We start from the raw sequence: 22,354 nt of genomic DNA on the forward strand, positions 1-22,354 counted from the left end.
TCACGTCACCCGCCAAGGGGGGCTGTTTCCCGCTCGCCTGACCTTGCGCCTCATGGGGTTTCCAATCATCCTTGTCGACAAGGAATGAGGGTGGTCTGGGAGGACGCTGGAATGACGTTTGCCGGAATGGAAGATCGGCTTGCCATCGAAAACGAGATGCCTTGGAGCGAGCGCGATTTGCCCAAGACTCTCTATCACATGCTGGCCGGAACAGCGCATAAGTTTCCCAACAACAACGCGGTCAGTTATCAGATCTTTTCCGGCCCCAAGGACAAGGCGGAAACGCTCACCTGGTCGCAACTGCTCGAAAAGGTGTGCCAAACTGCAAACCTGTTCCGTTCGCTCGGCATCGGTGAAACTGACGTGGTCGCCTGCGTCCTGCCCAATTGCACGGAAACGCTGCTGACCATCCTTGGCGGCGCGATCGCAGGGATCGTCAACCCGATCAACCCGCTGCTGGAACCGGAACAGATCGCCTCGATCCTGCGCGAGACCGGGGCCAAGGTCGTGGTCACGCTCAAACCCTTCCCCAAGACCGACGTGCCGCAAAAGGTGGTCGAGGCGGTGCGCCACGCCCCGAACGTGGACACCGTGCTGGAAGTCGACCTCAACCGCTACCTCACCCCGCCGAAATCCTGGATCGTGCCGCTGGCCCGGCCCAAGCTGGAAGGCAAGGCGTTGGTCGCCCATGCCGATTATATGGATTTCAGTAAGGCCTTGGCAAAACAGCCGAAAAAGCTGGCCTTTGACGATGGCGGCAAAGATCGCGTCGGCTTTTATTTCCACACCGGCGGCACCACCGGCATGCCCAAGGTGGCGCAGCACAAATACTCCGGCGCGATCTATAACGGTTGGCTCGGTCACGAGATGTTGTTCACCGAGAAAGACAACATCATGTGCCCGCTGCCGCTGTTTCACGTCTTTGCCTGCCACGTGATCGTGATGGCCTCGCTTGCCTCCGGCGCGCATGTGGTGTTCCCGACGCCAGCAGGCTATCGCGGCGACGGCGTGTTCGACAATTTCTGGAAACTGATCGAACGCTGGAAGATCAGCTTTATCATCACCGTGCCCACTGCCGTTTCGGCGCTGATGCAGCGCAAGGTGGATGCGGATATATCGTCGGTCAAAACCGCCTTTTCCGGGTCAGCACCGATGCCGCTGGAGCTGTTCAAACGGTTTGAAAGCGCCTCGGGCGTGACCATCGTCGAAGGCTATGGTCTGACCGAGGCCACCTGTCTCGTCTCCTGCAATCCGCCGGACGGCGAGAAAAAGGTCGGCTCGATCGGGATCCCGTTTCCCTATACGGATGTGAAGATCATGCGCGGCACCGCCGACGGCCCGCGGGAATGCAACTCCGACGAGATTGGCGAGATCTGCATCTCCAACCCGGGGGTCTATGCCGGCCATACCTATACCGAGGCCGACAAGAACGTCGATCTGTTCTATGAGGGTAAATACCTGCGCACCGGCGATCTGGGCCGGATCGACCAGGACGGCTATCTGTGGATCACCGGGCGGGCCAAGGATCTGATCATCCGGGGCGGCCACAATATTGACCCGGGCGAGATCGAAGAGGCGATGCTGGCGCATGAGGCCGTGGCCTTTGCCGGGGCCATCGGCCAACCCGATGCCTATGCGGGTGAAATGCCCTGCGTCTATGTCGAACTGATCGAAGGCGCGACCGTCAGCGAACAAGAGCTGATGGAGCATTGCAAGGTGCACGTGCACGAGCGCGCCGCGCGGCCCAAGTTCATCGGCATCCTCGACGAGCTGCCCAAGACGGCGGTGGGCAAGGTGTTCAAACCCGATCTGCGCAAGATGGCGATCACCCGCGTTTATGACGCCGCGCTGGAAGCGGCAGAGCTGCAGGCGCGCGTTGTCTCGGTGAGCGATGACAAGACCCGCGGGCTGGTGGCGCAGCTGCGCCGCCATGGCGCGGACGAGGAGGAGGTGGCACATGTTCTGGGTAACTTTACCCGCCCCTGGGAATGGGAGCAGTGAGCGGCGCGCGCGACTATGCGGCGCTGATTGACGCCCAGACTTGGGCTTTTATCCACAAGACCGCCGAGAGCTATCCGGAAGACACGGTCGAGGGCAGCATCGCGGACCAGCGGCGCGCCTATGACACCATGTGCCGGGCCTTTCATCAGGACCGACCGATGGACGTCGAGGCGCGCGATGTTGTCGCCGACGGCGTGCCGGTGCGGATCTATAGCGCGGGCGATCCGGGGTGCACGGTGATGTACTTCCACGGCGGCGGTTTCGTGGTGGGCGGGCTCGACTCCCACGATGATGTCTGCGGCGAGATCTGCGCGCGCACCGGCTATCGCGTGGTTGCGGTCGATTATCGCTTGTCGCCTGAACACACCCACCCGGCAGCGTTTGAGGATTGCTGGAGCGCGACACAATGGGCGGCGCGTGCGTTTGGCGATGATCTGGTGCTGGCCGGGGACAGTGCCGGTGGCAATCTGGCCGCCGCCGTGGCGCATCATGCGCGCGGGCGGCTTGGCGGGATTCTGGGGCAGGTTCTGATCTATCCCGGGCTTGGCGGTGACGGCAGCGCGCCCTCATATCAGGAAAATGCCGAGGCCCCGATGCTGACGCTGGAAGAGGTCCGATTTTACGAGAACATCCGTCTGGCCGAGGGGCAGGCAGCGCCGGTGGGCGATCCGACCTACGCCCCGTTGCAGGACAGTGATTTTTCCGCTCTGCCGCCCACGGTGATCGTGACCGCCGATTGCGATCCGCTGCGCGATGATGGCCGGGCCTATGCAGAACTGCTGCGGGCGGCGGGCGGACAGGTCCATTGGATCAACGAGACGGGGCTGGTACACGGCTTTTTGCGCGCGCGCAGCATGTCGACCCGGGCCAGCGACAGTTTCGAGCGGATCGAGGTGGCGATCGAGGCGCTGGGGCAGGGGATCTGGCCCTACGACTAAACGGCGGGCACCGGGTTGGCGGGCGCGGACCGAAGGCCGAGGGGATTGCCGGGTTTTCAATTTCGATCATCTCCTGTCATTTTATCCACAGGTTGATGTAGGTCAGCTGTCGAAATGCAATGAAACGCACCTAGTCAGAAAGTTACCCACAGAAGCTAGCGACGTGACCACCTGAACCCGCCCTGTCATCGGGCCAGGTCGCTCACGTAACACCTTGTCAGAACTTGCTAACTAACGTTGTCCACAGCTTATCCTCAGCTGAGGAACGGGGCCGCTTTCATTGTATCGGGGATCGGAGCGCCGAGCCGTTTCAGGATCGTTGGTGCCAATTGAAGTTGGTCCAGAACCACCCCCTCAGCCGGGCCCTTTGCCGGTCCGAAATAGTACAGCGCCGCCTCCTGCTGCAACGGGTCGCGGCCGCCATGATGGCCGCGCGCGTCCTGTCCGTGATCGGCGGTGACGATGATCTCATAGCCCGCTGCGCGCCATTTTGAAATGAAGGGGGCCAGCATCTCGTCCATCACCGCACAGGCGTGGTCCATTTCCTGACAGTCGTGGAAAAACCGGTGCCCCATGCTGTCGAGCGTGCAGGTGTGCAGCATGCCGTAATCCAGCCCGAACCGCTGGCACAGGTTGGTGAGCGTGGCGAACAGATCCACATCCGAGGGCGTCATCTGGTTGATGAGCCCATAGCCGGTCATGGTGTGAAACCGGCCATGGTTGATCGTTTCGCTGTCCGGTTCGTCATATTCGATGTCGCGCACCAGATCAAAAGGCGCGCGGTTGAAGAATTCCGACCAAAAGGAATGCGCCACCGCGCCGGTCACGCCGCCGCCCTGACGGACCTGGGAAAACACGTCGGGATGGCTGAGGCGGAACACATTGCCATTGCCGGTGCAGCCATGTTCGGCCGGCACGACGCCGGTGTGGATCGAGGCATAGCAACTGGCTGAAATCGAGGGCAGTACGGCGCGGATCTTCCACACCTGCGCGTCGCCATTGGCGATCCAGCCTTCCAGATTGCCAAACAGCCGGCGCCAATTGCGCCAGGGAACCCCGTCGAGAATGATGAGAAGAAGTTTGTTTTGCATGGGTTTGGTCCGTGTCGATCGTGCGAAGGGGGAGGACGGGGAAGGTGTGGCTGGAGGAGGGACCGGGGCGCTGCCCCGGACCCCGGAGTATTTGTACCAAGAAGAAGAGGACGGAGGGGGCCGCGCCCGGCCTAATTTCCGGCGCTCTCCATCTTGCGGTGGGCGATCACCTCTTCCAGCCAGCCCAGTTTCATCTCGGGCACCGAAGACAGCAGAAGGTCAGTGTAATCGTCGAATGGCGGGCTCAGCACCTGGCTTTTGGGGCCATAGCGCACCACCTTGCCGCGATGCATCACGGCGATGGAATCGGCGATGGCGCGCACCGTGGCCAGATCGTGGGTGATGAACAGATAGGCCACCCCTTCGATCTTTTGCAGGTTCAGCAACAGCTTGAGAATGCCGTCGGCCACCAGCGGGTCGAGCGCCGATGTCACCTCGTCGCAGATGATCATCTTTGGCTTGGCTGCCAGCGCGCGGGCGATGCAGACGCGCTGTTTCTGCCCGCCGGACAGCTCAGCGGGATAGCGGTCGAGAAAGCCGTCCCCCATTTCGATTTCTTCCAGAAGTTCCTTGATGCGCTGCCGTTTTTCCGCGCCTCGCATGTTGAAATAGAACTCCAGCGGGCGACCGATGATGGTGCCCACGGTCTGGCGCGGGTTCATCGCCACATCGGCCATCTGGTAGATCATCTGCAACTCGCGCAGATCCTCGCGCGGGCGACCTTCCAGCGCCGGTGACAGGGTCCGGCCAGAAAACTCGATCTCGCCCTTGCTGGGCGGCAACAACCCGGTGATCACCCGCGCCAGTGTCGATTTCCCCGAGCCGCTTTCCCCCACCACGGCCAGTGTCTGGCCCGGGTGCAGATCGACCGAGATATCGTGCAGCACGTCAAAGCTTGTGCCCTTGTAGCGCGCCGAGATGCCCGAGACGCGCAACACCGGATCGGGCGTGGGGGATTTTTCCTCGTGGTTGATCGAGCGCACCGAGACCAGCGCGCGGGTATAGTCCTCTTGCGGGGCGTTGATGATCTGGTCGGTGGGGCCGTATTCCACCTTGTCGCCATCGCGCAGCACCATGATGTCGTCGCTGACCTGCGCCACCACGGCAAGGTCGTGGGTGATATAGAGCGCGGCAACACCGGTGTCGCGGATCGCCTCCTTGATCGCGGCGAGCACTTCGATCTGGGTGGTCACGTCAAGCGCGGTGGTGGGTTCGTCGAAGACGACCAGGTCGGGCTGTGGGCAGAGCGCCAGCGCAGTCATGGCGCGCTGGAGCTGTCCGCCCGAGACCTGGTGCGGATAGCGGTTTCCGAAGGTTTCGGGATCGGGCAGGCCGAGCTTGGCAAACAGTTCGACCGCGCGCGCCTCGGCTTCGGATTTGCTACAACGGTTGTGATGCACCGCGGCCTCGATCACCTGCTCCATCAGCTTCTTGGCCGGGTTGAAGGCGGCGGCGGCCGATTGTGCCACATAGGTGACCTCGGCGCCGCGCAGCTTGCGCAGCCCGCGCAACCCGCCCTTGAGGATGTCGCGGCCATTGATCCAGACTTCGCCGCCGGTAATTTTCACCCCGCCACGGCCATAGCCCAAGGCGGCCAGCCCGATGGTGGATTTACCCGCGCCGGATTCGCCGATCAGCCCCAGCACCTTGCCCTTTTGCAAGGTGAACGAGATGCCGTGGACGATTTCGATGTCCTGCGGCGGCTCGCCGGGGGGGTAGGCGGTGGCGCCGATCCGCAGGTCGCGCATTTCGAGCATTGCGTCGCTCATCAGCCGCGCCCTCCCTTTAGCGATGTGGTTCGGTTCAGGATCCAGTCGGCCACGAGGTTCACCGAGATCGCCAGCGTGGCGATGGCGACGGCGGGTAGCAGGGCTGCAGGGATGCCATAGACGATACCGTCCTTGTTTTCCTTGACGATGCCGCCCCAATCGGCGGCGGGCGGCTGCACCCCAAGCCCAAGGAACGACAGGGTGGAGACAAACAGCACCATGAAGATGAAGCGCAGCCCCATCTCGGCCACCAGCGGGGACAGCGCGTTTGGCAGGATCTCGCGGAATATGATCCAGACCCGTCCCTCGCCGCGCAGCTTGGCGGCCTCGACATAATCCATCACGTTGATGTCCACGGCGACGGCGCGGGCAAGCCGATAGACGCGGGTGGAATCCAGCAGCCCCATGACCAGGATCAGCACCGGCAGGGTGACCGGCATGACCGAGAGCACCACAAGGGCGAAGATCAGCGTCGGGATCGACATCAGCAGATCAATCGCGCGCGACATCACCTGATCGGCCCAGCCGCCCAGAACGGCGGCGAGAAAGCCCAGCGTCGCGCCGGTGGTAAAGCTGAGGATCGTGGCGGTCGTGGCGATGAAGATCGTGGTGCGCCCGCCATAGATCAGCCGCGTCAGCAGATCGCGGCCGATATTGTCGGTGCCCAGCCAATGCGTGGCGCTTGACGGCTCCCACACGTCGCCGACCACCTCGGCCACACCATAGGGGGCCAGCAGCGGCGCGAAGATCGCGGCCAGAAAGTAAAGCGCGGTAAAGAACAGGCCGACCGCGGCGGCAACGGGAATCCGGCTCATTTGGGATGCCTTAATCGCGGATTGGACAGGATCGAGACGATATCGGCCACCATGTTCAGCCCGATATAGACGGCGGCAAACAGCAGCCCGCAGGCCTGCACCACCGGCACGTCGCGCTTGGCGACGTGATCGACCAGATATTGTCCCATCCCGGGATAGGTAAAGACCACCTCGATCACCACGACGCCGACCACCAGATAGGCCAGGTTCAGCATCACGACATTGACGATCGGCGCGACCGAATTCGGGAAGGCGTGGCGAAAGATCACCTGAAACCGGTTCAGCCCTTTGAGCTCGGCGGTTTCGATATAGGCCGATTGCATCACGTTGAGGATCGCGGCGCGGGTCATGCGCATCATATGCGCCAGAACCACCAGCGTCAGCACCATCACCGGCATCGCGATGGACGACAGCTTTTCGCCAAGACTCATGCCGTCATTGATCATCGCCACCGAGGGGAACCAGCGCAGCTTGACCCCGACGACATACATGATGACATAGCCGATCAGAAATTCGGGGATCGAGATCGAGGCCAGCGTGACCGCCGAGATCATCTTGTCCGGCCAGCGGTCGCGATAGCGCACGGCGAGCAGACCGAGAAAGATTGCCAGCGGCACCGCGATGATCGCAGCCCAGAAGGCAAGGAAAAGCGTGTTTTTCATCCGTCCGGAGATGCTGTCTGCAATGTCCTGACCATTGGTCAGCGCAGTGCCCAGATCGCCCTGCAGTGCATTGAAAAGCCAGCTGAGATACCGGGTAAGGGCGGGCTCGTTCAGGCCCAGATCGCGGCGCATGTTGGCGAGCGCCTCGGGGGTGGCGGATTGGCCGAGAATGGATTGGGCGACGTCACCGGGGAGCAACTGGGTGCCGATAAAAATCAGCCCGGAGACCAGCAGTAATAGAAGAAGGCCCAGCGCAACGCGCTGGGCCACCAGTTTTAACGCAGAGCCCATGTCAGGCGGCCACCCACATTCTCATCGGAGCGTAGAAGTTCATCAGCTCATAGCCAGAGGTGCCACCGCCCCAGCCCATCACGCGATCACTGGTCGCGTCGACGAAGTCGTTGAACATCGGGCAGATCAACCCGCCTTCATTGTGCACGATCAGCGACATATCCGCATACATCTGCTTGCGCTTGGTCTCGTCCAACTCGGCGCGGGCGGCGACCAGCAACTGGTCGAACTTTTCGTTCTTGAACCGTGTGTCGTTCCAGTCGGCGGTCGACAGATAGGCGGTCGAGAACATCTGGTCCTGGGTCGGGCGTCCGCCCCAGTACGAGGTGCAGAACGGTTTCGCGTTCCACACTTCCGACCAATAGCCATCGTTCGGTTCGCGCTTGATCTCCAGATTGATGCCCGCTGCAGCGCTGCTTTGCTGGAACAGCGCCGCCGCGTCAGGTGCCCCGGGAAAGGAGTTGTCCGAGGTGCGCAACAGGATCGAGCCGTCAAAGCCCGACTTTTTCATATGGAACTTGGCTTTGTCGGGGTCATAGGTGCGCTGCTCAAGCTCGGTGAACAGCGGATAGGCGGCGTTGATCGGCGTGTCGTTGCCAACCGAGCCATAGCCGAACAGGATCTTGTCGACCATTTCCTGACGGTTGATGCCGTATTTCAGCGCCATGCGCACATCGTTGTTGTCAAACGGCGTCGTGTCGCAATGGGCGATGAACACATAGTGGCCCGGGCCGGATTTCGACCGCACCTCGATGTTCGGCGCGCGCGCGATCAGCCCGGCGGTGCGCGGCGGCACCCGGTTGATCATGTCGACCTGACCCGATTGCAGCGCCGCGACGCGCGCGGTGTCGTCATTGATCACGATCAGTTCGATGGTCTCGGCATGGCCCAAGCTGCTGTCCCAATGGTTCGGGTTCTTTTCGAACACGAACCGCACACCCGTATCTGCCGATTTCAGCACATAGGGACCACTGCCAATCGCCGCAGTCGGGTCGTCCTTACCGCCGTTCGGTTGGATTATCAGGTGATAGTCCGCCATCAGATAGGGCAGGTCGGCGTTGGCCTGATCCAGTTCCAGCACAAAGACGCCGTCCTCGGCCTTCATGTTCTTGATCCCGCGCAGCAGACCCAGCGCGCCGGATTTGGTGTCTTCGCCGGAATGGCGTTCCAGCGTGGCCAGCACATCTTCGGCGGTCACGGGCTTGCCGTTCGAGAAGGTGATGCCCGAGCGGATCTTGAAGCTCCAGGTCTTGGCGTCCGGGGTCGAACTGTAGCTTTCGGCAACCTTGCCGACCAGCCCGCCTTCGTCGGCAAGTTCGAGCAGCGGCTCGCCCCACATGCGCAGGATCTGGAGCATGGTCGAGTTGGCCGCCAGCGCCGGATCAAGGCTGTCAGAGGCGCCGCCGCCCTGAACCCCGACCTTGATGGTGCCGCCCTTTTGAGGTCCGGCAGCATAAGCCGCCTTTGACATCAGGGTGTTGGCCGCCGCAGCCGTCAGGCCCAGCGCAGCCGCGCGGCCCATGAATTCGCGCCGTGTCATCCGGCCCGCGATGACGCTGTTGGCGAAAAATTTCAGATTGTTATGCATTTTGGTCTCCCATTTTTGTTCTCTACGTCTCACGCGCAGGTTTATTGACCATTGCGTCAAACGTCGCTCATTTACAGAGGTGTCGCAACCCTTATTCCCGGAAAATGGTCAGTTTGCGTCACGCGATATGCTGTCTGCGACCTCCCGGTGGTGGACGCGCACCTCGCCCTCATAGGCTTCGAGTGTGGCGCGCAGGTGAAAATGCGTGGCGTCGGACCACATTTCGCAGGTGGTTTCGGTCCGGGTCTGCCAGTCGCCGCGCGCGCGTTCATCGCTCCAGTGGCACCAGCCCCGGGCGGACAGCGGATCATCCGGGCGGATGCTCCAGCGCTCGCGCGCGATGGTTCCGCCGATCATCCCGTGGTCGAGATCCTCGTGCTTGCCAAAGTCATCCTCGATCACCAGCGTCACGGTGCCCGAGACCATGTCGGTCTCGATCCGGCGGATATGGCTTTCTGCGCGCAGCGGGCGGGTTTGCCATGGCGCGTCTGCCTCTGGCGGGGCAAAGGCGCAGTCCGCGCCACTGGCGGTGGGGCGCACCGGCAGGTCGATCCGGCCCTGTTCCAGCGTCAGTTCGGCGCTTTGCGGGCTGGGCCAGATCAGCGGCCAATAGGCCGATGAGACGGCAACGCGCAGCCGGTGCCCCTTGGGCAGACGATAGGCGATCTGGTCCAGTGGGACGGCGATGTCATAGCTTTTTCCCGGCTCCAACGGGCGCGGCTTGCGATGCCCGTCGCGATGGGTCAGGTTCAGCACCCCATAGGTGATCCGGGCCGACGCCCCGTCCGGGTGCACATGGGTTAGCCGCACCGCGATCTGCGCCTGCGGCCGATCCGCGCGCAGCCGCAGATGCAGCACCGGCGCGCCGACGATATCCATATCCGCTGCCAGTGGCGTGGTGTCAAAACAGGCCGACAGCGCGTCGTCGCAGCGCTGGTCGCCGGGCATCTCGGGGCCCAGCCAGATGGCGCAATACTCGCCCGCCGCCATGCCGCAATGATGCGGCGAGCGCACTGTCGCGGCAAGCGGGCCGGGGGTGTCGCAAAGCCCGGCCTCGCTCAGGTGCAGCGTTTCAATCGGGATATGCGATGTCGCGCCCTCGGGCTCAGAGATCCAGCGTCCGGGGCGCTCGGCGTACCAAGTGGCGGGGCGCAGCCCGTCCATCAGATAGGCGCGATAATCGGGGTCACCTTCGACGCCGGTGTCGATCCCTTTAAGCCAGCGATCCCACCAGCGCAGCGCTTCTTGCAGGAAGCCGATGCGCGGCTCGGGCACGGCGAAATGCGGGTATTTGTGCACCCAGGGTCCGACGATCCCCTTGGCACCGGGGATGTTCTCGACGATCCGCGGCACCGCGTTCTTATAGGCGTCGCCCCAGCCGCCCACAGCCAGCACCCGGGCCTTGATCGCTGCGTAATCCTCGCAGACCGACCCGTGGCACCAATAGGCATCGCGTCGCTGGTGGCGCAGCCATGTGGCGGGTAGAAAGGGCTCGCTCTCCAGCCGCTGCATCCACATCTCGCGCCAAGCCTCGCCGACCAGCGCCGGGTCCGGCGCGCGCGAGGAGTGCGACCACATGGTCGCGCCCCAGCCGAGGTTTTCGTTCAGGAGGCAGCCGCCTTTGTAATGGATGTCATCGGCAAACCGGTCGACCGTGGAACACAGCGTGATGATCGCCTTGAGCGGCGCGGGCTGCAGCGCCGCGACCTGCAGCGCATTGAACCCGCCCCAGCTGATCCCCATCATCCCCACCGTGCCGCTGCACCAGTCTTGCGCGGCCAGCCAATGGATCACCTCGACCGCATCATCGAGTTCTTGCTGGGTATATTCATCCTCCATCAGCCCTTGGCTGTCGCCACTGCCGCGCATGTCCACCCGCACGCAGGCATAGCCGCGCTTGGCGAACCAGGGATGCGTCAGCGCATCCCGTGCGGTGGTGCCGTCGCGTTTGCGATAGGGCAGATATTCGAGGATCACCGGCACCGGGTCGTCGCCCGCATTCCCCGGGCGCCAGACTCGCGCAGAAAGGCGACAGCCATCGGACAGGGGAATTCCCAGATCCGGCAGCTCCTCGATCGCGCGCAGAGTGTTCGGCGTCGCCTCCATGCGCCGACTGTTCACGTTGCACGGGTAAGCTGTCAAGCGCGCAGGGCGATGACCAGGTCCATGACGTTGGTGCCGGTCGGGCCGGTGATCAGCAGGGCGTTGCTGCTGTCCAGATAGGTTCCGCTGTCGGCGCGGGCCAGCGCCGCCTCTGCGCCCGGCCCCCATGTGGCGCCGGTGACGATACCGCCGGCGGCCTCGGTCGGGCCGTCGGTGCCATCGGTGCCACCGACGACGATGGTGATATCGTCGCGCTCCGCGATCTCTCGTGCCAGCGCCAGCGCCAGCGCCTGATTGCGCCCGCCGCGTCCGGGATGTTCGGGCAGCACCACGGTTGGCTCCCCGCCCAGGATCATCACGCCAGACCCCATCGCGCGCAGCCGCGCCCCCAGTTGCGTCGCCAGCGCCCCAATCTCATCGTGCAGCGCCTCGTCCTGCGCCAGAACGACAAGGCCGTGCGCCCGCGCCTCGAACGCCGCCGCCGCGCGCGCGTGCGCATTGCTGGCCACGATCTGCGCGTCATAGGCAAAGGCGGGGGCAGGGGGCGCGGCGCCGATCCCGGAGCCGATCACCGCGATATCATCGCCCGGCACGTCCGAGATCGCCAGCACCCGTACCCGCGCGCCTTGGAACCGCGCCAGCAGCCCGCCGCCCTTAATCCGCGACAGCTTACGCCGCTCTGCGTTCATCGCAGTGATGTCCAGCCCGGTGGCAAGCAGGCGGCGATTGAGCGCGGCGAGATCCTCCAGCGTGTTGCCCCCGGCCAGATCCTCGGCCAAAGACGAGGCCCCGCCCGAGACCAGCAGCAACAGCTCAGAGCCTTCCGGCAGCGCCTCGACCGCTTCGCGCAGCGCCTTGCCGCCGCGCAGGCTGCGGGCATCGGGCACCGGGTGGGCGGCCTCGATCAGTTCCACCCCCTCGGGCAGCCCGGCCCCGTGGCCATCCTTGGTGACGACCAGTGCGGGCACGCCGGGAAACCTATCCAGCGCGGCGCGGGTCATCGCCCCGGCGGCCTTACCGACGGCGAGGATACGGTCGGGGCGGGTGCCCTGCTCCAGCGCCGCCCGCGTTGCGGCCTCTCCGCCCACGGCGGCCACGCCAGCCTGCCAGAGCGCAAGCGCGGTGCTGCGTCGGTCCATTCAGACCTCCATCCAGATCGTGATCGGCCCGTCATTGACCAGCGCGACCTTCATGTCGGCGGCAAAGCGCCCGGTCTCCACCTCGACCCCCTGCGCCGCCATCTGTGCGGTGAAATACTCATACAGACGTGCGCCTTCCGCTGGCGGGGCGGCGGTGGAAAACCCGGGCCGGTTGCCGCTGCGGGTATCGGCGGCCAGCGTGAACTGGCTGACCACCAGCGCCGCGCCGCCCACATCCAGCAGCGAGCGGTTCATCTTGTCGGCCTCGTCCTTGAAAATGCGCAGCTTGGCGATCTTGGCGGCAAGCTTGTCGGCCTGCGCCTCGGTATCGCCCTGCATGGCGCAGATCAGGACCAGCAGGCCGGAGCCGATCTCTCCGATGATGTCACCATCGACCGTGACGCTGGCCTCGCTGACGCGTTGGATCAGGGCGCGCATGGGGTTTCCTTTTCTTTGGGCGCGTCGGCACCGGGGCGCGTGACGCTGTCGCTGGCGCAGCGGATGCCATGGGCGAGCGCGGCGCGCAATGTGGGCTCAGGCAGATCCAGCGGTTTGGCCAGCAGCCCGGAGCGGGCCAGATCGGCAAGAACCGCCGCGTTGAAAATATCGCCTGCCCCCACCGTATCGACCGCCTGCACCCGAGGGGCGGGCAGGGTGAGGCTTTGTGTCGCCCAATGGGCGGTGGCGCCGTCTTCACCCCGCGTGTGCAGCACAAGCGGCGCGAGGCGGCGCAGATCATCCAGCGCCCCCGGCCCGAGCCAGCATAGATCTTCGTCCGAGACCTTGACCACGTCGGCCAGCGCCGCCATCCGCATCAGCCGCGCGCGATAGCGCTCGGGCGCGCGTACCAAACCGGGGCGGATGTTGAGGTCCAGCCAGATCAGCCGGGTGTCGGCACCGCGCCGCGCCAGTGTTTCAAACGCCTCTGCCGCCGGGGATGCGATCAGGCTGATGCCACCGAAAACCAGCGCACGGGTGCTGTCCGGCAAGGGGTCGGGCAAATCGCTTGCGGCATAAAGCGCGCCGGCGCTGCCGCTGTCATAGAGGTCAAATCGGGTTCCCCCCGCAATCGGTTGCGCCAGCGCCAGCGGGCAGGGGTGATCGGTTCGGGTGGCCAGTTCCAGCGAGACGCCTTCGGCCTGCATATGGGCGGCCAACCGCGCCCCCGCCGGGTCGCTGGACAACGCCCCGACGAACCCGGCCGCGACCCCTTGCCGCGCCAGCGCCACGGCGCAGTTCAACGCACCGCCGCCGGGGACCGGGCGAAAGCCGGCACCACCCCCGACCAGCGTGGCGGGCACCATGTCGAGCACCGCCTCGCCGCAACACAGGATCAGCGGATCGCTCATCCGCGCCAATCGACGATATCAGCCACCGGCGCGCGCCCGGTGCGGAACCCGTTGGCCGGATCCTCGGGGACGCCATAGCCGAAGGAGATCGCGCAAAGCACCAGCCGATCCTGCGGGATGTCGAAATACTCGTGCAGGAACGGGCCGAACGAGGCCACCGCCGCCTGCGGGATGGTGGCGACACCGGCGGCCCGCGCGGCAAGGCAGAACCCGGTGACAAAGCCGCCGCAATCCAGCGCGCCATAGGGCCCCAACTCTGCCGGGCTGGAGATGATGGCGCAATGGGGCGCATCGAACAGGTCGAAGTTGCGCATCATCTGCCGGCTTGATGCCGCGCGGTCGCCCTTGCCAACGCCTACCGCCTCGTACAACTGCCAGCCGCAGGTGCGGCGCCGCTCGCGATAGACGCCGGGATAGCTGTCGGGAAAGGGCAGGTCGGGATCATGCCCACCGGCCTGCGCCTGCTCTCGCAACGCAGCGCGAAAGGCGTCGGTCTGCGCCCCGCTGGTCACGCTTAGATGCCAAGGCTGGGCATTGCACCACGAGGGCGCGCGGCTGGCGGCGGCGACGATCTGTTCGATGGTTTCGCGCGGCACCGGGTCGGGGCGATAGGCGCGGCAGGAAAAACGCTGTGCCATCAGCGCATCAAGATCGTCCAGGGTCATGTATTTTCCTCCTTCGGGGCGCTGGGGCGCGGCGCAGACTGTCTGCCGTGCGCTTACTGGTTCATCGCGACCACATAGCCGATGCCACCGGCGACGATCAGCCCCAGAACCACGGCGATGGTGATCTTGATCGCCGACCAGGGGCGTTCGCCCTGAACCCGCCCGGTGCGACCGTTGACGACGAAACGGTACGTTTTGCCGCGATATTTGTACGCTGCCAGCCAGACCGGCAGCAGGATGTGCTTGAAGGTCACGTTGGCGACATCGGTGTCGATATTGTGGATGCGCTGGCGGTCGCCGCCGATATCAAAGCGCACATCACGTTCGATCACCCGCGCCATGTGGTCGCGCGCCTGAGTATAGCCCTCGTCCAGTTCGACGGTATAAGCCTCGGCCCGGAACCCGGCCAGATATTCCGGCCGGTAGGGCTCCAGCGCCGGCAGATCCCAAGGCTCCAGCGCGTCGGTATAGCGTTTCGGCAGGCTTTTGGAGGCCAGCACCAGAACATCGTCAAAGAACCGCGCGACCCGCCCCGCGGCGGGGGTCCAGCGCACCTTGGCCACCTGTTCCTGCACCCGTTTGCCGTCGCGCATCACGGTGCGAGTCTCGTAATATACGATGCCGCGTTCGCCGCGATAGCGTGACTTGGTGTCGGCGTCGAAGGTCCAGTAGGGCACATAGATGCCCTGCATCTTGCGGCCCTTGCGGGCATAGTCCTTGAGGCCGTTGGGCGCGAACCACAGCTGCCCGAGCCAATCGGTCATCGCCTTGCGCGCGCTGCGCTCGTCGAGCGCAAAGGGCAGCACGCCGCGCGGCTTGATCTGGCGGCTGATGCCGGTGTCGGTGACCACCGGGGTGGCGCAGAACGGGCATTCGGCAGCATGGGTGGCGGGATCGAATTCGACCTGCGCACCGCAATTGGGGCAGGAGAGAACGCGGGTGTCCTCGGTCTCGCCCGCATCGAGCCGCCCGGCGCGGGCCGCGTCAAAATCCAACTCGCGCAGCTTGGCCCCGCCCCAGGGGCTGGTGCCCACCGCCTCCTCATGGCCGCAGTGATCGCACACCAACAGGCCCCGCGCCGGATCAAAGCGGTAGTCGGCGCCGCATTGGTCACAGGGAAAGCGGTGCTCGGCAGCGGCGGGGGCTGTGAGGGCGACGTCGGACATAGGGATTTCAGGCCTCCGGCGGGGATATTTCCGGTGAAAGGAAGCGGCGGATCAGACGCCGGGCGGGGGCGGTGGCAGAATGGTGAAAAGCTGCGCCAACTCCTGTACGTCCTCGGCGTATTTCCAGCCGTCCTGTCCCGCGGTCCAGACATAGGTTTCGCGCGTCAGCTCGCCCGCGCCGGCCATCCGGCCTAGATCGGCCTTGGAGAACGGGCCGCTGGTCTGGCCACCTTCGGCGATATGCCAGACATGTTCCACCGGGGGCGGAGGCGGGGCAGCCTGCGCCGGCTGCTGGGCCATTTGCGGGGCCTGCTGCTGCGGAGCGGCGCCCCAAGGGCCGGGTTGGCCCTGTTGCGCGGCCATCTGGTTGGCCATTGCCAGCCCCATGCCAGCCCCGAGCCCGGCGGCCATGCCGCCACCGGCGGGGTTGGAGGCGGCTGCTGTCATCGCCTCGGCCGCGGAATACTGGGTGAACCTGCCCAGATCGCCCGCCAGCCCCATCGAGGTGCGTTTGTCCAGCGCCTGTTCCACCGCCGGCGGCAGCGAGATGTTCTCGATATAGAACTCGGGCATCTCGAGCCCGTATTGCGCCACCGCGGGCGAGACCTCGGCGGCGATCAGCTTGCCCAGATCCGCCGTGTTGGCGGCCATGTCCAGCACCGGGATGCCAGAGCCCGCGATCACCCGGGAAAATTCCTGCACGATGATGTTGCGGATCTGAAAGCTGATTTCGTCCATGGTGAATTCACCATCGGTGCCGACGATCTCGATCAGAAAACGGGCCGGATCCTTGACCCGGATGGTATAGGCGCCGAAGGCGCGGATGCGGGTTGGCCCGAACTCCGGGTCGCGCAGCATGATCGGGTTCTTGGTGCCCCATTTCAGGTTGTTGAAGCGGGTGGTGTTGACGAAATAAATCTCGGATTTGAACGGCGATTTGAAGCCGTGATCCCAGTGTTGCAGGGTGGTCAGGATCGGCATGTTGTTGGTCTCGAGCATGTAGAGACCGGGGGTGAAGACGTCGGCCAGCTGGCCTTCATGCACAAACACGGCAGCTTGGCCCTCGCGCACGGTCAGCTTGGCGCCGTACTTGATCTCGTGCCCCTCGCGCGCGAAGCGCCAGACCATGGTGTCGCGGGTGTCGTCCGTCCAGTGAATGACGTCGATGAATTCGCCGGTGAGAAAGTCGAAAATTCCCATTAGACCGATCCTTTTTCTATCACTTCGGCCCAGACGCTCACAGCGACTGGCCCATCAATTCGCGGGCGATGATCCGGGTGACCGGGCGCGCCTCACTGGCGGTCATGCCCGGTCTCAGGCGCGGATCATACAGCATTTTCAAAAGCAGTTCGTCGTGGTTGGTCAGCAGCGCGAATTCGTCATCGTCGTTGAAGATCGACGGGCGCGCTTCGGGGCTGTCATTGGGCAGGCCAAGCCCCTGCGCGAGTTCCTCGTGGATGCAGGACAGCCGCACCAGATCGGGGTGTTCGGCCCGGATCAGCGCCACCGCGCGGGTATAGGTATTGGGGGTGCGGCTGCCGGAGACGGCGATGACAAGGCAGTAGAACGAGCGTGGCAGATTGCGAAACAGCGCCAGTTCCTCGGCGCTGATCGAGGGGATGAGTTGTTTCAGGCGGGTCTGGAAATAGGCGCGGTCATCTTCACCCGCGACGAAGACCTGAAAATTCGCACCGGGGCCGGCATCGCGCAGGACCGAGATCGGGTGGCCGGTGATCTTGGCCAGCCGGTTGGCATAGCCGGTGATGTCGTTGGCGTCGCGGGTGCGCTGGGCGGGCTGTACGCTGGCGCCGAATTCCACGCCGATGCGCACCGGGGCGCTCCAACGGCTGAGTTCCCCTTCGGAGCCACGGGTGCGGCGTGCCGTCGTGGTGCCGCGCGAGTATTCGTCGAAAAAGGCAATGGTCTCGAAATCGCGCACCAGATCGTCGGCAGAGAATGGCGTGTCCGGTCCGCCGCCATCGGTGCGCAGCAGCCCACGGGTGAGAAGATCGTTCTGCACGATGCGGTAATAGCGCGCCAGATCCCGGCTTTCGCCGGTGCGCGGGACGGGCGTTTGCGGCACCAATGCAGCGGGCCGCGCCTGCGGCAGGGGCGAGCTGCGCGGACCGGTCTCGTCGCAGCCCGAAAGCAGCAGCGGCCCGGCCAGGACAAGCCCGGCCAAAACAACGCCCGCCCGGTGCGATATGTGGCGCAGCCCGCGCATCAGCAGATCAGCCCGGAACCGCAGTGCCGGCGGTATCGCCCAGCCCGGTCTTGCGCGCCTTGGCCGAGGCCAGCGTGTCGCGCAGTTCGGCCTCCATCTTTTTCAGCTCGGCCTCGGCGGCGGCGCGTTTGGCCTTGCCATCGTCGGCGATTTGCAGGCTTTCCTCGATGGTGCCGATCAGATCGGCATTGGCCTGTTTCACCGCGTTGATATCGAACACGCCGCGCTCCATCTCTTCGCGGATCATCTTGTTGCTTTGGCGCAGGTTCTTGGCGTTGGAGGTCAACAGCTCGTTGGTGAGGTCATTGGCAGCGCGCACGGCGACGGCGGCCTCGGCGCTGCGCTGGATGGTGACGGCCTGCGCCAGCTGGGTTTCCCACAGCGGCACGGTGTTGACCATTGTCGAGTTGATCTTGGTCACGAGGCTTTTGTCGTTTTCCTGCACCAGCCGGATCGAGGGCAGCGATTGCATCGTCACTTGGCGGGTGAGTTTCAAGTCGTGCACCCGGCGTTCCAGATCGTCGCGCGCAGCGCGCAGATCGCGCAGCTCCTGCGCCTTCATCACCTGATCTTTTTCGGCGGCGGCCTGCACCTCCGCCTCCTTGGCGGGGATGTCGCTGCGGTCGAGTTCGGCCAGCTTTTCCTCGCCCGCCGCGATATAAAGCGCCAGCTCGTTATAGAAATCCAGCGTCTTGCCATAGAGCAGGTCGAGCGATTTGATGTCCTTGAGCAGGGTGTGTTCATGTTTCAGCAGATCGTCGGTGATGCGGTCGATCTGGCCCTGCACCTCTTCATAGCGGGCGGTGAACTTGGCAAAGGGGGCGGCGCGGCCCAGCAGCCGTTCCCAAAAGCTGCGCTCGCGCCGCACGTCCAGTTCCGAGACCGAGAAGCCGCGGATCGCGGTGACGATAGTGCGCAGGCTGTCGCCGGCGGGGCCGACATCCTTGTTGCGCACGCCCGACAGCATCGCTTGGCTGATCTCTTGCAACTCGGCCTGCGCGCCAGAGCCGAAGGCGACGATCGAATTGGTGTCGCCGATGTCGATCTCATTCATCCGTTTGCGGATTTCGGTGCCGACCTCTTCACCGGCGTCCTCCAGGACGACCAGATCGCCGGAGGGGTCGGGCAGGACGACGGCGGTTACGGTTTCGATTTCGGCCAGAGTATCCTCGGCCTGTTTGCGGGTTTTCTCAGACATGAAACAGGATCCTCATTGAAAGGGAATTGCGGTCAGTCAAGGCGGACGCCCTCGCGCTTTAGCCGGTCGCGCAGCACCTCGATTTCGACGGTCAGGTCACTGTGGTTGTCCGTCAGCATCTTGCGGGTGCGGGCGGTGAAATTCTGTTCCAGATCGTCCAGCAGCGCAGCGTAGTCGGCGCGGGCCTTTTGATCGGGGGTGCGGGCGTAGAGATCGGCGAACTTGATCGTCGCGTCGCGCGCGCCCATCAGATAGACGCTCATGTACTTGCGCGCGCCGGTCAGGTCGCGGGGATCTTCCTCAACCGTGCGAAACAGGTCGCGGGCGATTTTCTGGAACTGTTCGACGCGCGCCTCGATCCGGCGGTCGCCGGCGCGGCGCACCGCCTCGCTCATCGCCGAGAGATAGCTCTCTCCCTCGGCCACGGCACGGGCGACGCGGTCTTGCTGAAAGCTGTCGATCCCCTCCATCCCCTTGTCGCGCAGCGGGTCGATGCCAAAGGCCAGCCCGTGCAGCACGGTGGCGGCCCCGCCATAAAGAAGCGGCGCCAGAAACCCCGGTTCGTTCTGGTAGGCGGCCAGCCCGGCCCCAAGGCCGGTGAAAATGCTTGCCAGCATCTTGCGCGGCAGCGCCGGACGCCGCGCCACCTTGCGGGCGCTATAGGCGGCCTCGGCGCGCAGCCCTTCGCGCAACAGCCACGCCGCCAGCGTCAGTGCCCCCGCCGCCGCAAGGCCCAGCACCAGAGAGACGGCACCGCCGCCAAGTGAGAGAAACACCAAAAGCACGGCGGGCAGGAACAGCAGATTGGCCCGCGCGCCGACCGGATCGATCTGCGCACCGTGATAGGCCCCGCGCGGCGGTAGGGCATCCGCGTCAGGCGTGGGGTCTGCTCCGGAATTGGTGCCGGGCTCGGGGCTGAATTTTCCACCAAAGCGTTGCGCCATGGCCTAAAGCCCCCCAAGCCAGCCGGACGCGACCCCGAACAGCAGTATCAACAGCGCCGCATAAGCGATTTTCTGCAATCCGGTCGGCGACATCGGGCCCCCTTAGCCTAGCGTTACCGTCAAAAGGTAAGCGATGCGGGGCGAGCTTGCTAGGGGGAAGTGGCGGGTTGATGCGTCAACGCGCGGCGATGTCAGCCCCGGCGCGGCTTCGTCGGGCGATTGCCCTGCGGACGAGGGCCGGATCTGGTGTCTGGTTTTGCCCCGGGTTTTGCCCCCGGTTTTGCGCCGAATCTGGGGCCGGGTTTCGCACCGGATCGGGGACCGGATTTGGGGCCTGATCTGGTGTCCGGTTTTGCGCCCGGTTTTGCACTGGGGCCGCCGCTGCTGCGTGCGTCGGGCCTGTAGCTTGGCTTGCCGCCCGGTTTGCCGCTTCCCGGTTTGCCACTGGGTTTGCCGCCGGGGCCGGAGCGCGGTTTTTCCCACGGGGTCGCGCCGGGTTTTGTGCCGGGCTTTACACCCGGCTTTACATCGCGGCGCAGGCGCGGTTTGGCGTGGCCGCCATCGGGCGGTGTATTCACGTCATCGGGGCTGTCGAGCCCAAGCTGGTCGCGCATCACGCGCCGCCGTATCTCTTCGACGGCCCCGGCTTTCAGGGTGCCCAGTTGGAACGGCCCGTAGGAAATCCGAATCAAGCGGTTCACGGAAAAGCCCATCTCTTCCATGGCGCGGCGGATTTCGCGATTCTTGCCCTCGCGCAGCCCGATGGTGAGCCAGGCATTCGCGCCCTGCTGCCGGTCGACGCTGACGATCATCGGCTGGAACTTGTCTCCGTCGATGGTGATGCCCTTGCGCAGAGGCTCGAAATCCTCGTCCTTGGGGCGGCCCTTGATCCGGACCCGGTATTTGCGCAGCCAGCCGGTGCTGGGCAGTTCCAGCTGTCGCTTGATCGCGCCGTCATTGGTCAGCAGCAACAGCCCCTCGGAATTCAGATCGAGGCGGCCAACGCTCATCACCCGCGGCATTTCTTCGGGCAGATCGTCGAAGATGGTCGGGCGGTCCAACTCGTCGCGCTCGGTGGTCACGCGGCCAGAGGGCTTGTGATACAGCCATAGGCGCGCGGGTTCGGGGGCGGCCAGCGGCTTGCCGTCCACCACGATGCGGTCGCTGTCGGTGACGTTCAGCGCCGGGCTGTCGATGACCTTGCCGTTGACGCTGACGCGGCCAGCTTCGATCATGCGCTCGGCCTCGCGGCGCGAGGCGACGCCAGCGCGGGACAGAATCTTGGCAATGCGGTCGCCTTCGGGCGTGTCGGGCGTGTCGGGGGGCGGTTGGGTGCTCATATCCCGGCCTTAGCCGATCAGGCGGGCTTGCGAAAGCGTTGAATGCCGGGCAGGGAAGGGGGCATGGTGTTCAGATCCCATATGGACAAGGCGCTGGAACAGGCGCGCGCGGCGGCCGAACGGGGCGAGGTTCCGGTCGGCGCGGTGCTTGTTGATCCCTTTGGCAAGGTGGTCGCGCTTGCGGGGAATCGCACCCGCGAGTTGCATGACCCCACCGCGCATGCCGAGATTCTGGCGATCCGCGCCGCCTGTGCCGCCGCCGGGTCAGAGCGGCTGACCGGCCATGATCTCTATGTCACGCTGGAACCCTGTGCCATGTGCGCCGCCGCCATTGCCGCCGCCCGCATCGCGCGGGTCTATTACGCCGCCTCGGATCCGAAATCTGGCGGCGTGGCGCATGGGGCGCGGGTGTTTTCCCATACGCAGGCGCATCATGTGCCCGAGGTCTATGATGGTATCGGCGCGACAGAGGCGGAAGATCTGTTGCAGCGGTTCTTTGCGCGGATGCGGGGCTGAAGAGACGACCCTCCAGAGACGACCCTCCCCGCGTCTTTGGCAATCCGAAACGCCCCTGCGGGCCATGCACCCTGTGCGGATTGCGCTTCGGGCAAAGACACGGGACCGGGATTGACCCAAGCCCCTTGCCAGATGTGTTGAAACGCCCCGGATGGAGCCCAGGGCAACAGGGGCTTAACGGAGGACCGCTCGCGCAGAAATCTGCGGGGGCGGCGTTTCGTGGATGTTGGCTGTGCGGGACTTTTCAGACCTTCGCTGCAGGCTGTTCAATGTCCGCAATCGCTGATGTTGCTTCAAGGTTCTGGACAGGCACGGCCCTCTGATTTGGGGAACGATCAAGAGCGGCGAGATCTAGACGCAGGAAGCCCACGACCGATTCAACCCAGATGCGACAGGCGAGGGCATGGGCGAGGTGATTGTGCCTATGCGATAGTTGTTCCATCCCGGATGATCACATAGACCCTCGGCGATCCGCGTTTTTCATGGCAGGATCGGTTCTGAGGGACATTCGGGACGGGGTGCGACCATGCTGATCCATCTTCACAAGCAGGCGAC

At 64.6% G+C, this 22,354-nt stretch carries 19 protein-coding genes; 3 read left to right on the forward strand and 16 right to left on the reverse strand.

The annotated features are described in order from the left end of the window. The first annotated feature begins 111 nt into the window (after positions 1-111). Complete coding sequence (locus E1B25_RS14635; RefSeq protein ID WP_132830260.1) at positions 112-2,001, forward strand: acyl-CoA synthetase; 1,890 nt, start codon at positions 112-114, stop codon at positions 1,999-2,001. Continuing rightward, complete coding sequence (locus E1B25_RS14640) at positions 1,989-2,939, forward strand: alpha/beta hydrolase (RefSeq protein ID WP_132830261.1); 951 nt, start codon at positions 1,989-1,991, stop codon at positions 2,937-2,939. The genes E1B25_RS14635 and E1B25_RS14640 overlap by 13 nt, the downstream gene beginning before the upstream one ends. A gap of 254 nt (positions 2,940-3,193) precedes the next feature. Here E1B25_RS14640 and E1B25_RS14645 read toward each other — a convergent pair whose 3' ends face one another. From E1B25_RS14645 to E1B25_RS14720, 16 genes are all read right to left on the reverse strand, one after another. After that, complete coding sequence (locus tag E1B25_RS14645) at positions 3,194-4,030, reverse strand: alkaline phosphatase family protein (RefSeq protein ID WP_132830262.1); 837 nt, start codon at positions 4,028-4,030, stop codon at positions 3,194-3,196. Positions 4,031-4,161: 131 nt separating this feature from the next. Further along, on the reverse strand, positions 4,162-5,799 hold the full coding sequence (locus E1B25_RS14650) for an ABC transporter ATP-binding protein (protein ID WP_132830263.1): 1,638 nt from the start codon (positions 5,797-5,799) through the stop codon (positions 4,162-4,164). Then, the gene (locus E1B25_RS14655) at positions 5,799-6,614 is read right to left on the reverse strand and encodes an ABC transporter permease (RefSeq protein WP_132830264.1); all 816 of its coding nucleotides are present in this window, start codon (positions 6,612-6,614) and stop codon (positions 5,799-5,801) included. The genes E1B25_RS14650 and E1B25_RS14655 overlap by 1 nt, the downstream gene beginning before the upstream one ends. After that, positions 6,611-7,567 (reverse strand): ABC transporter permease, encoded by a 957-nt coding sequence (locus E1B25_RS14660; RefSeq protein ID WP_132830265.1) that lies wholly within the window; start codon positions 7,565-7,567, stop codon positions 6,611-6,613. The genes E1B25_RS14655 and E1B25_RS14660 overlap by 4 nt, the downstream gene beginning before the upstream one ends. A 1-nt stretch (position 7,568) precedes the next feature. Continuing rightward, entirely contained in the window at positions 7,569-9,155 is a 1,587-nt protein-coding gene (locus E1B25_RS14665) for an ABC transporter substrate-binding protein (protein ID WP_132830266.1), read from the reverse strand. A gap of 108 nt (positions 9,156-9,263) precedes the next feature. Then, positions 9,264-11,261 (reverse strand): CocE/NonD family hydrolase, encoded by a 1,998-nt coding sequence (locus tag E1B25_RS14670; RefSeq protein ID WP_132830267.1) that lies wholly within the window; start codon positions 11,259-11,261, stop codon positions 9,264-9,266. 32 nt (positions 11,262-11,293) lie between these two features. Further along, positions 11,294-12,397: a glycerate kinase type-2 family protein gene (locus tag E1B25_RS14675; RefSeq protein WP_132830268.1), complete on the reverse strand. Its 1,104-nt coding sequence runs from the start codon at positions 12,395-12,397 to the stop codon at positions 11,294-11,296. Then, a complete protein-coding gene (gene dtd / locus E1B25_RS14680; RefSeq protein WP_132830269.1) occupies positions 12,398-12,835 on the reverse strand; it encodes a D-aminoacyl-tRNA deacylase in 438 nt (145 codons plus the stop codon). Continuing rightward, positions 12,823-13,746: a carbohydrate kinase family protein gene (locus tag E1B25_RS14685; protein ID WP_132830270.1), complete on the reverse strand. Its 924-nt coding sequence runs from the start codon at positions 13,744-13,746 to the stop codon at positions 12,823-12,825. Before E1B25_RS14685 ends, dtd begins: the two co-directional genes overlap by 13 nt. Next, complete coding sequence (locus E1B25_RS14690; protein WP_132830271.1) at positions 13,743-14,411, reverse strand: nitroreductase; 669 nt, start codon at positions 14,409-14,411, stop codon at positions 13,743-13,745. Before E1B25_RS14690 ends, E1B25_RS14685 begins: the two co-directional genes overlap by 4 nt. Before the next feature lie 53 nt (positions 14,412-14,464). Further along, on the reverse strand, positions 14,465-15,577 hold the full coding sequence (locus E1B25_RS14695) for a TFIIB-type zinc finger domain-containing protein (RefSeq protein ID WP_132830272.1): 1,113 nt from the start codon (positions 15,575-15,577) through the stop codon (positions 14,465-14,467). A gap of 51 nt (positions 15,578-15,628) precedes the next feature. Continuing rightward, complete coding sequence (locus E1B25_RS14700; protein ID WP_132830273.1) at positions 15,629-16,777, reverse strand: SPFH domain-containing protein; 1,149 nt, start codon at positions 16,775-16,777, stop codon at positions 15,629-15,631. A 37-nt stretch (positions 16,778-16,814) separates the two neighbouring features. Continuing rightward, positions 16,815-17,801: a DUF2927 domain-containing protein gene (locus E1B25_RS14705; protein WP_132830274.1), complete on the reverse strand. Its 987-nt coding sequence runs from the start codon at positions 17,799-17,801 to the stop codon at positions 16,815-16,817. Positions 17,802-17,808: 7 nt separating this feature from the next. Further along, entirely contained in the window at positions 17,809-18,999 is a 1,191-nt protein-coding gene (locus tag E1B25_RS14710) for a toxic anion resistance protein (RefSeq protein WP_132830275.1), read from the reverse strand. A gap of 32 nt (positions 19,000-19,031) precedes the next feature. After that, positions 19,032-19,943, reverse strand: a complete 912-nt coding sequence (locus E1B25_RS14715) for a 5-bromo-4-chloroindolyl phosphate hydrolysis family protein (protein WP_132830276.1) — start codon at positions 19,941-19,943, stop codon at positions 19,032-19,034. A 191-nt stretch (positions 19,944-20,134) separates the two neighbouring features. After that, positions 20,135-21,283, reverse strand: a complete 1,149-nt coding sequence (locus tag E1B25_RS14720) for a pseudouridine synthase (protein WP_132830277.1) — start codon at positions 21,281-21,283, stop codon at positions 20,135-20,137. Between the two features lie 63 nt (positions 21,284-21,346). Here E1B25_RS14720 and E1B25_RS14725 point away from each other — a divergent pair, with 63 nt between their 5' ends. Continuing rightward, positions 21,347-21,799, forward strand: a complete 453-nt coding sequence (locus E1B25_RS14725) for a nucleoside deaminase (protein WP_132830278.1) — start codon at positions 21,347-21,349, stop codon at positions 21,797-21,799. Positions 21,800-22,354: the final 555 nt, after the last annotated feature.

The organism is Antarcticimicrobium sediminis (genome assembly GCF_004348975.1).
GTDB classification, from domain to species: Bacteria; Pseudomonadota; Alphaproteobacteria; order Rhodobacterales; family Rhodobacteraceae; genus Antarcticimicrobium; species Antarcticimicrobium sediminis.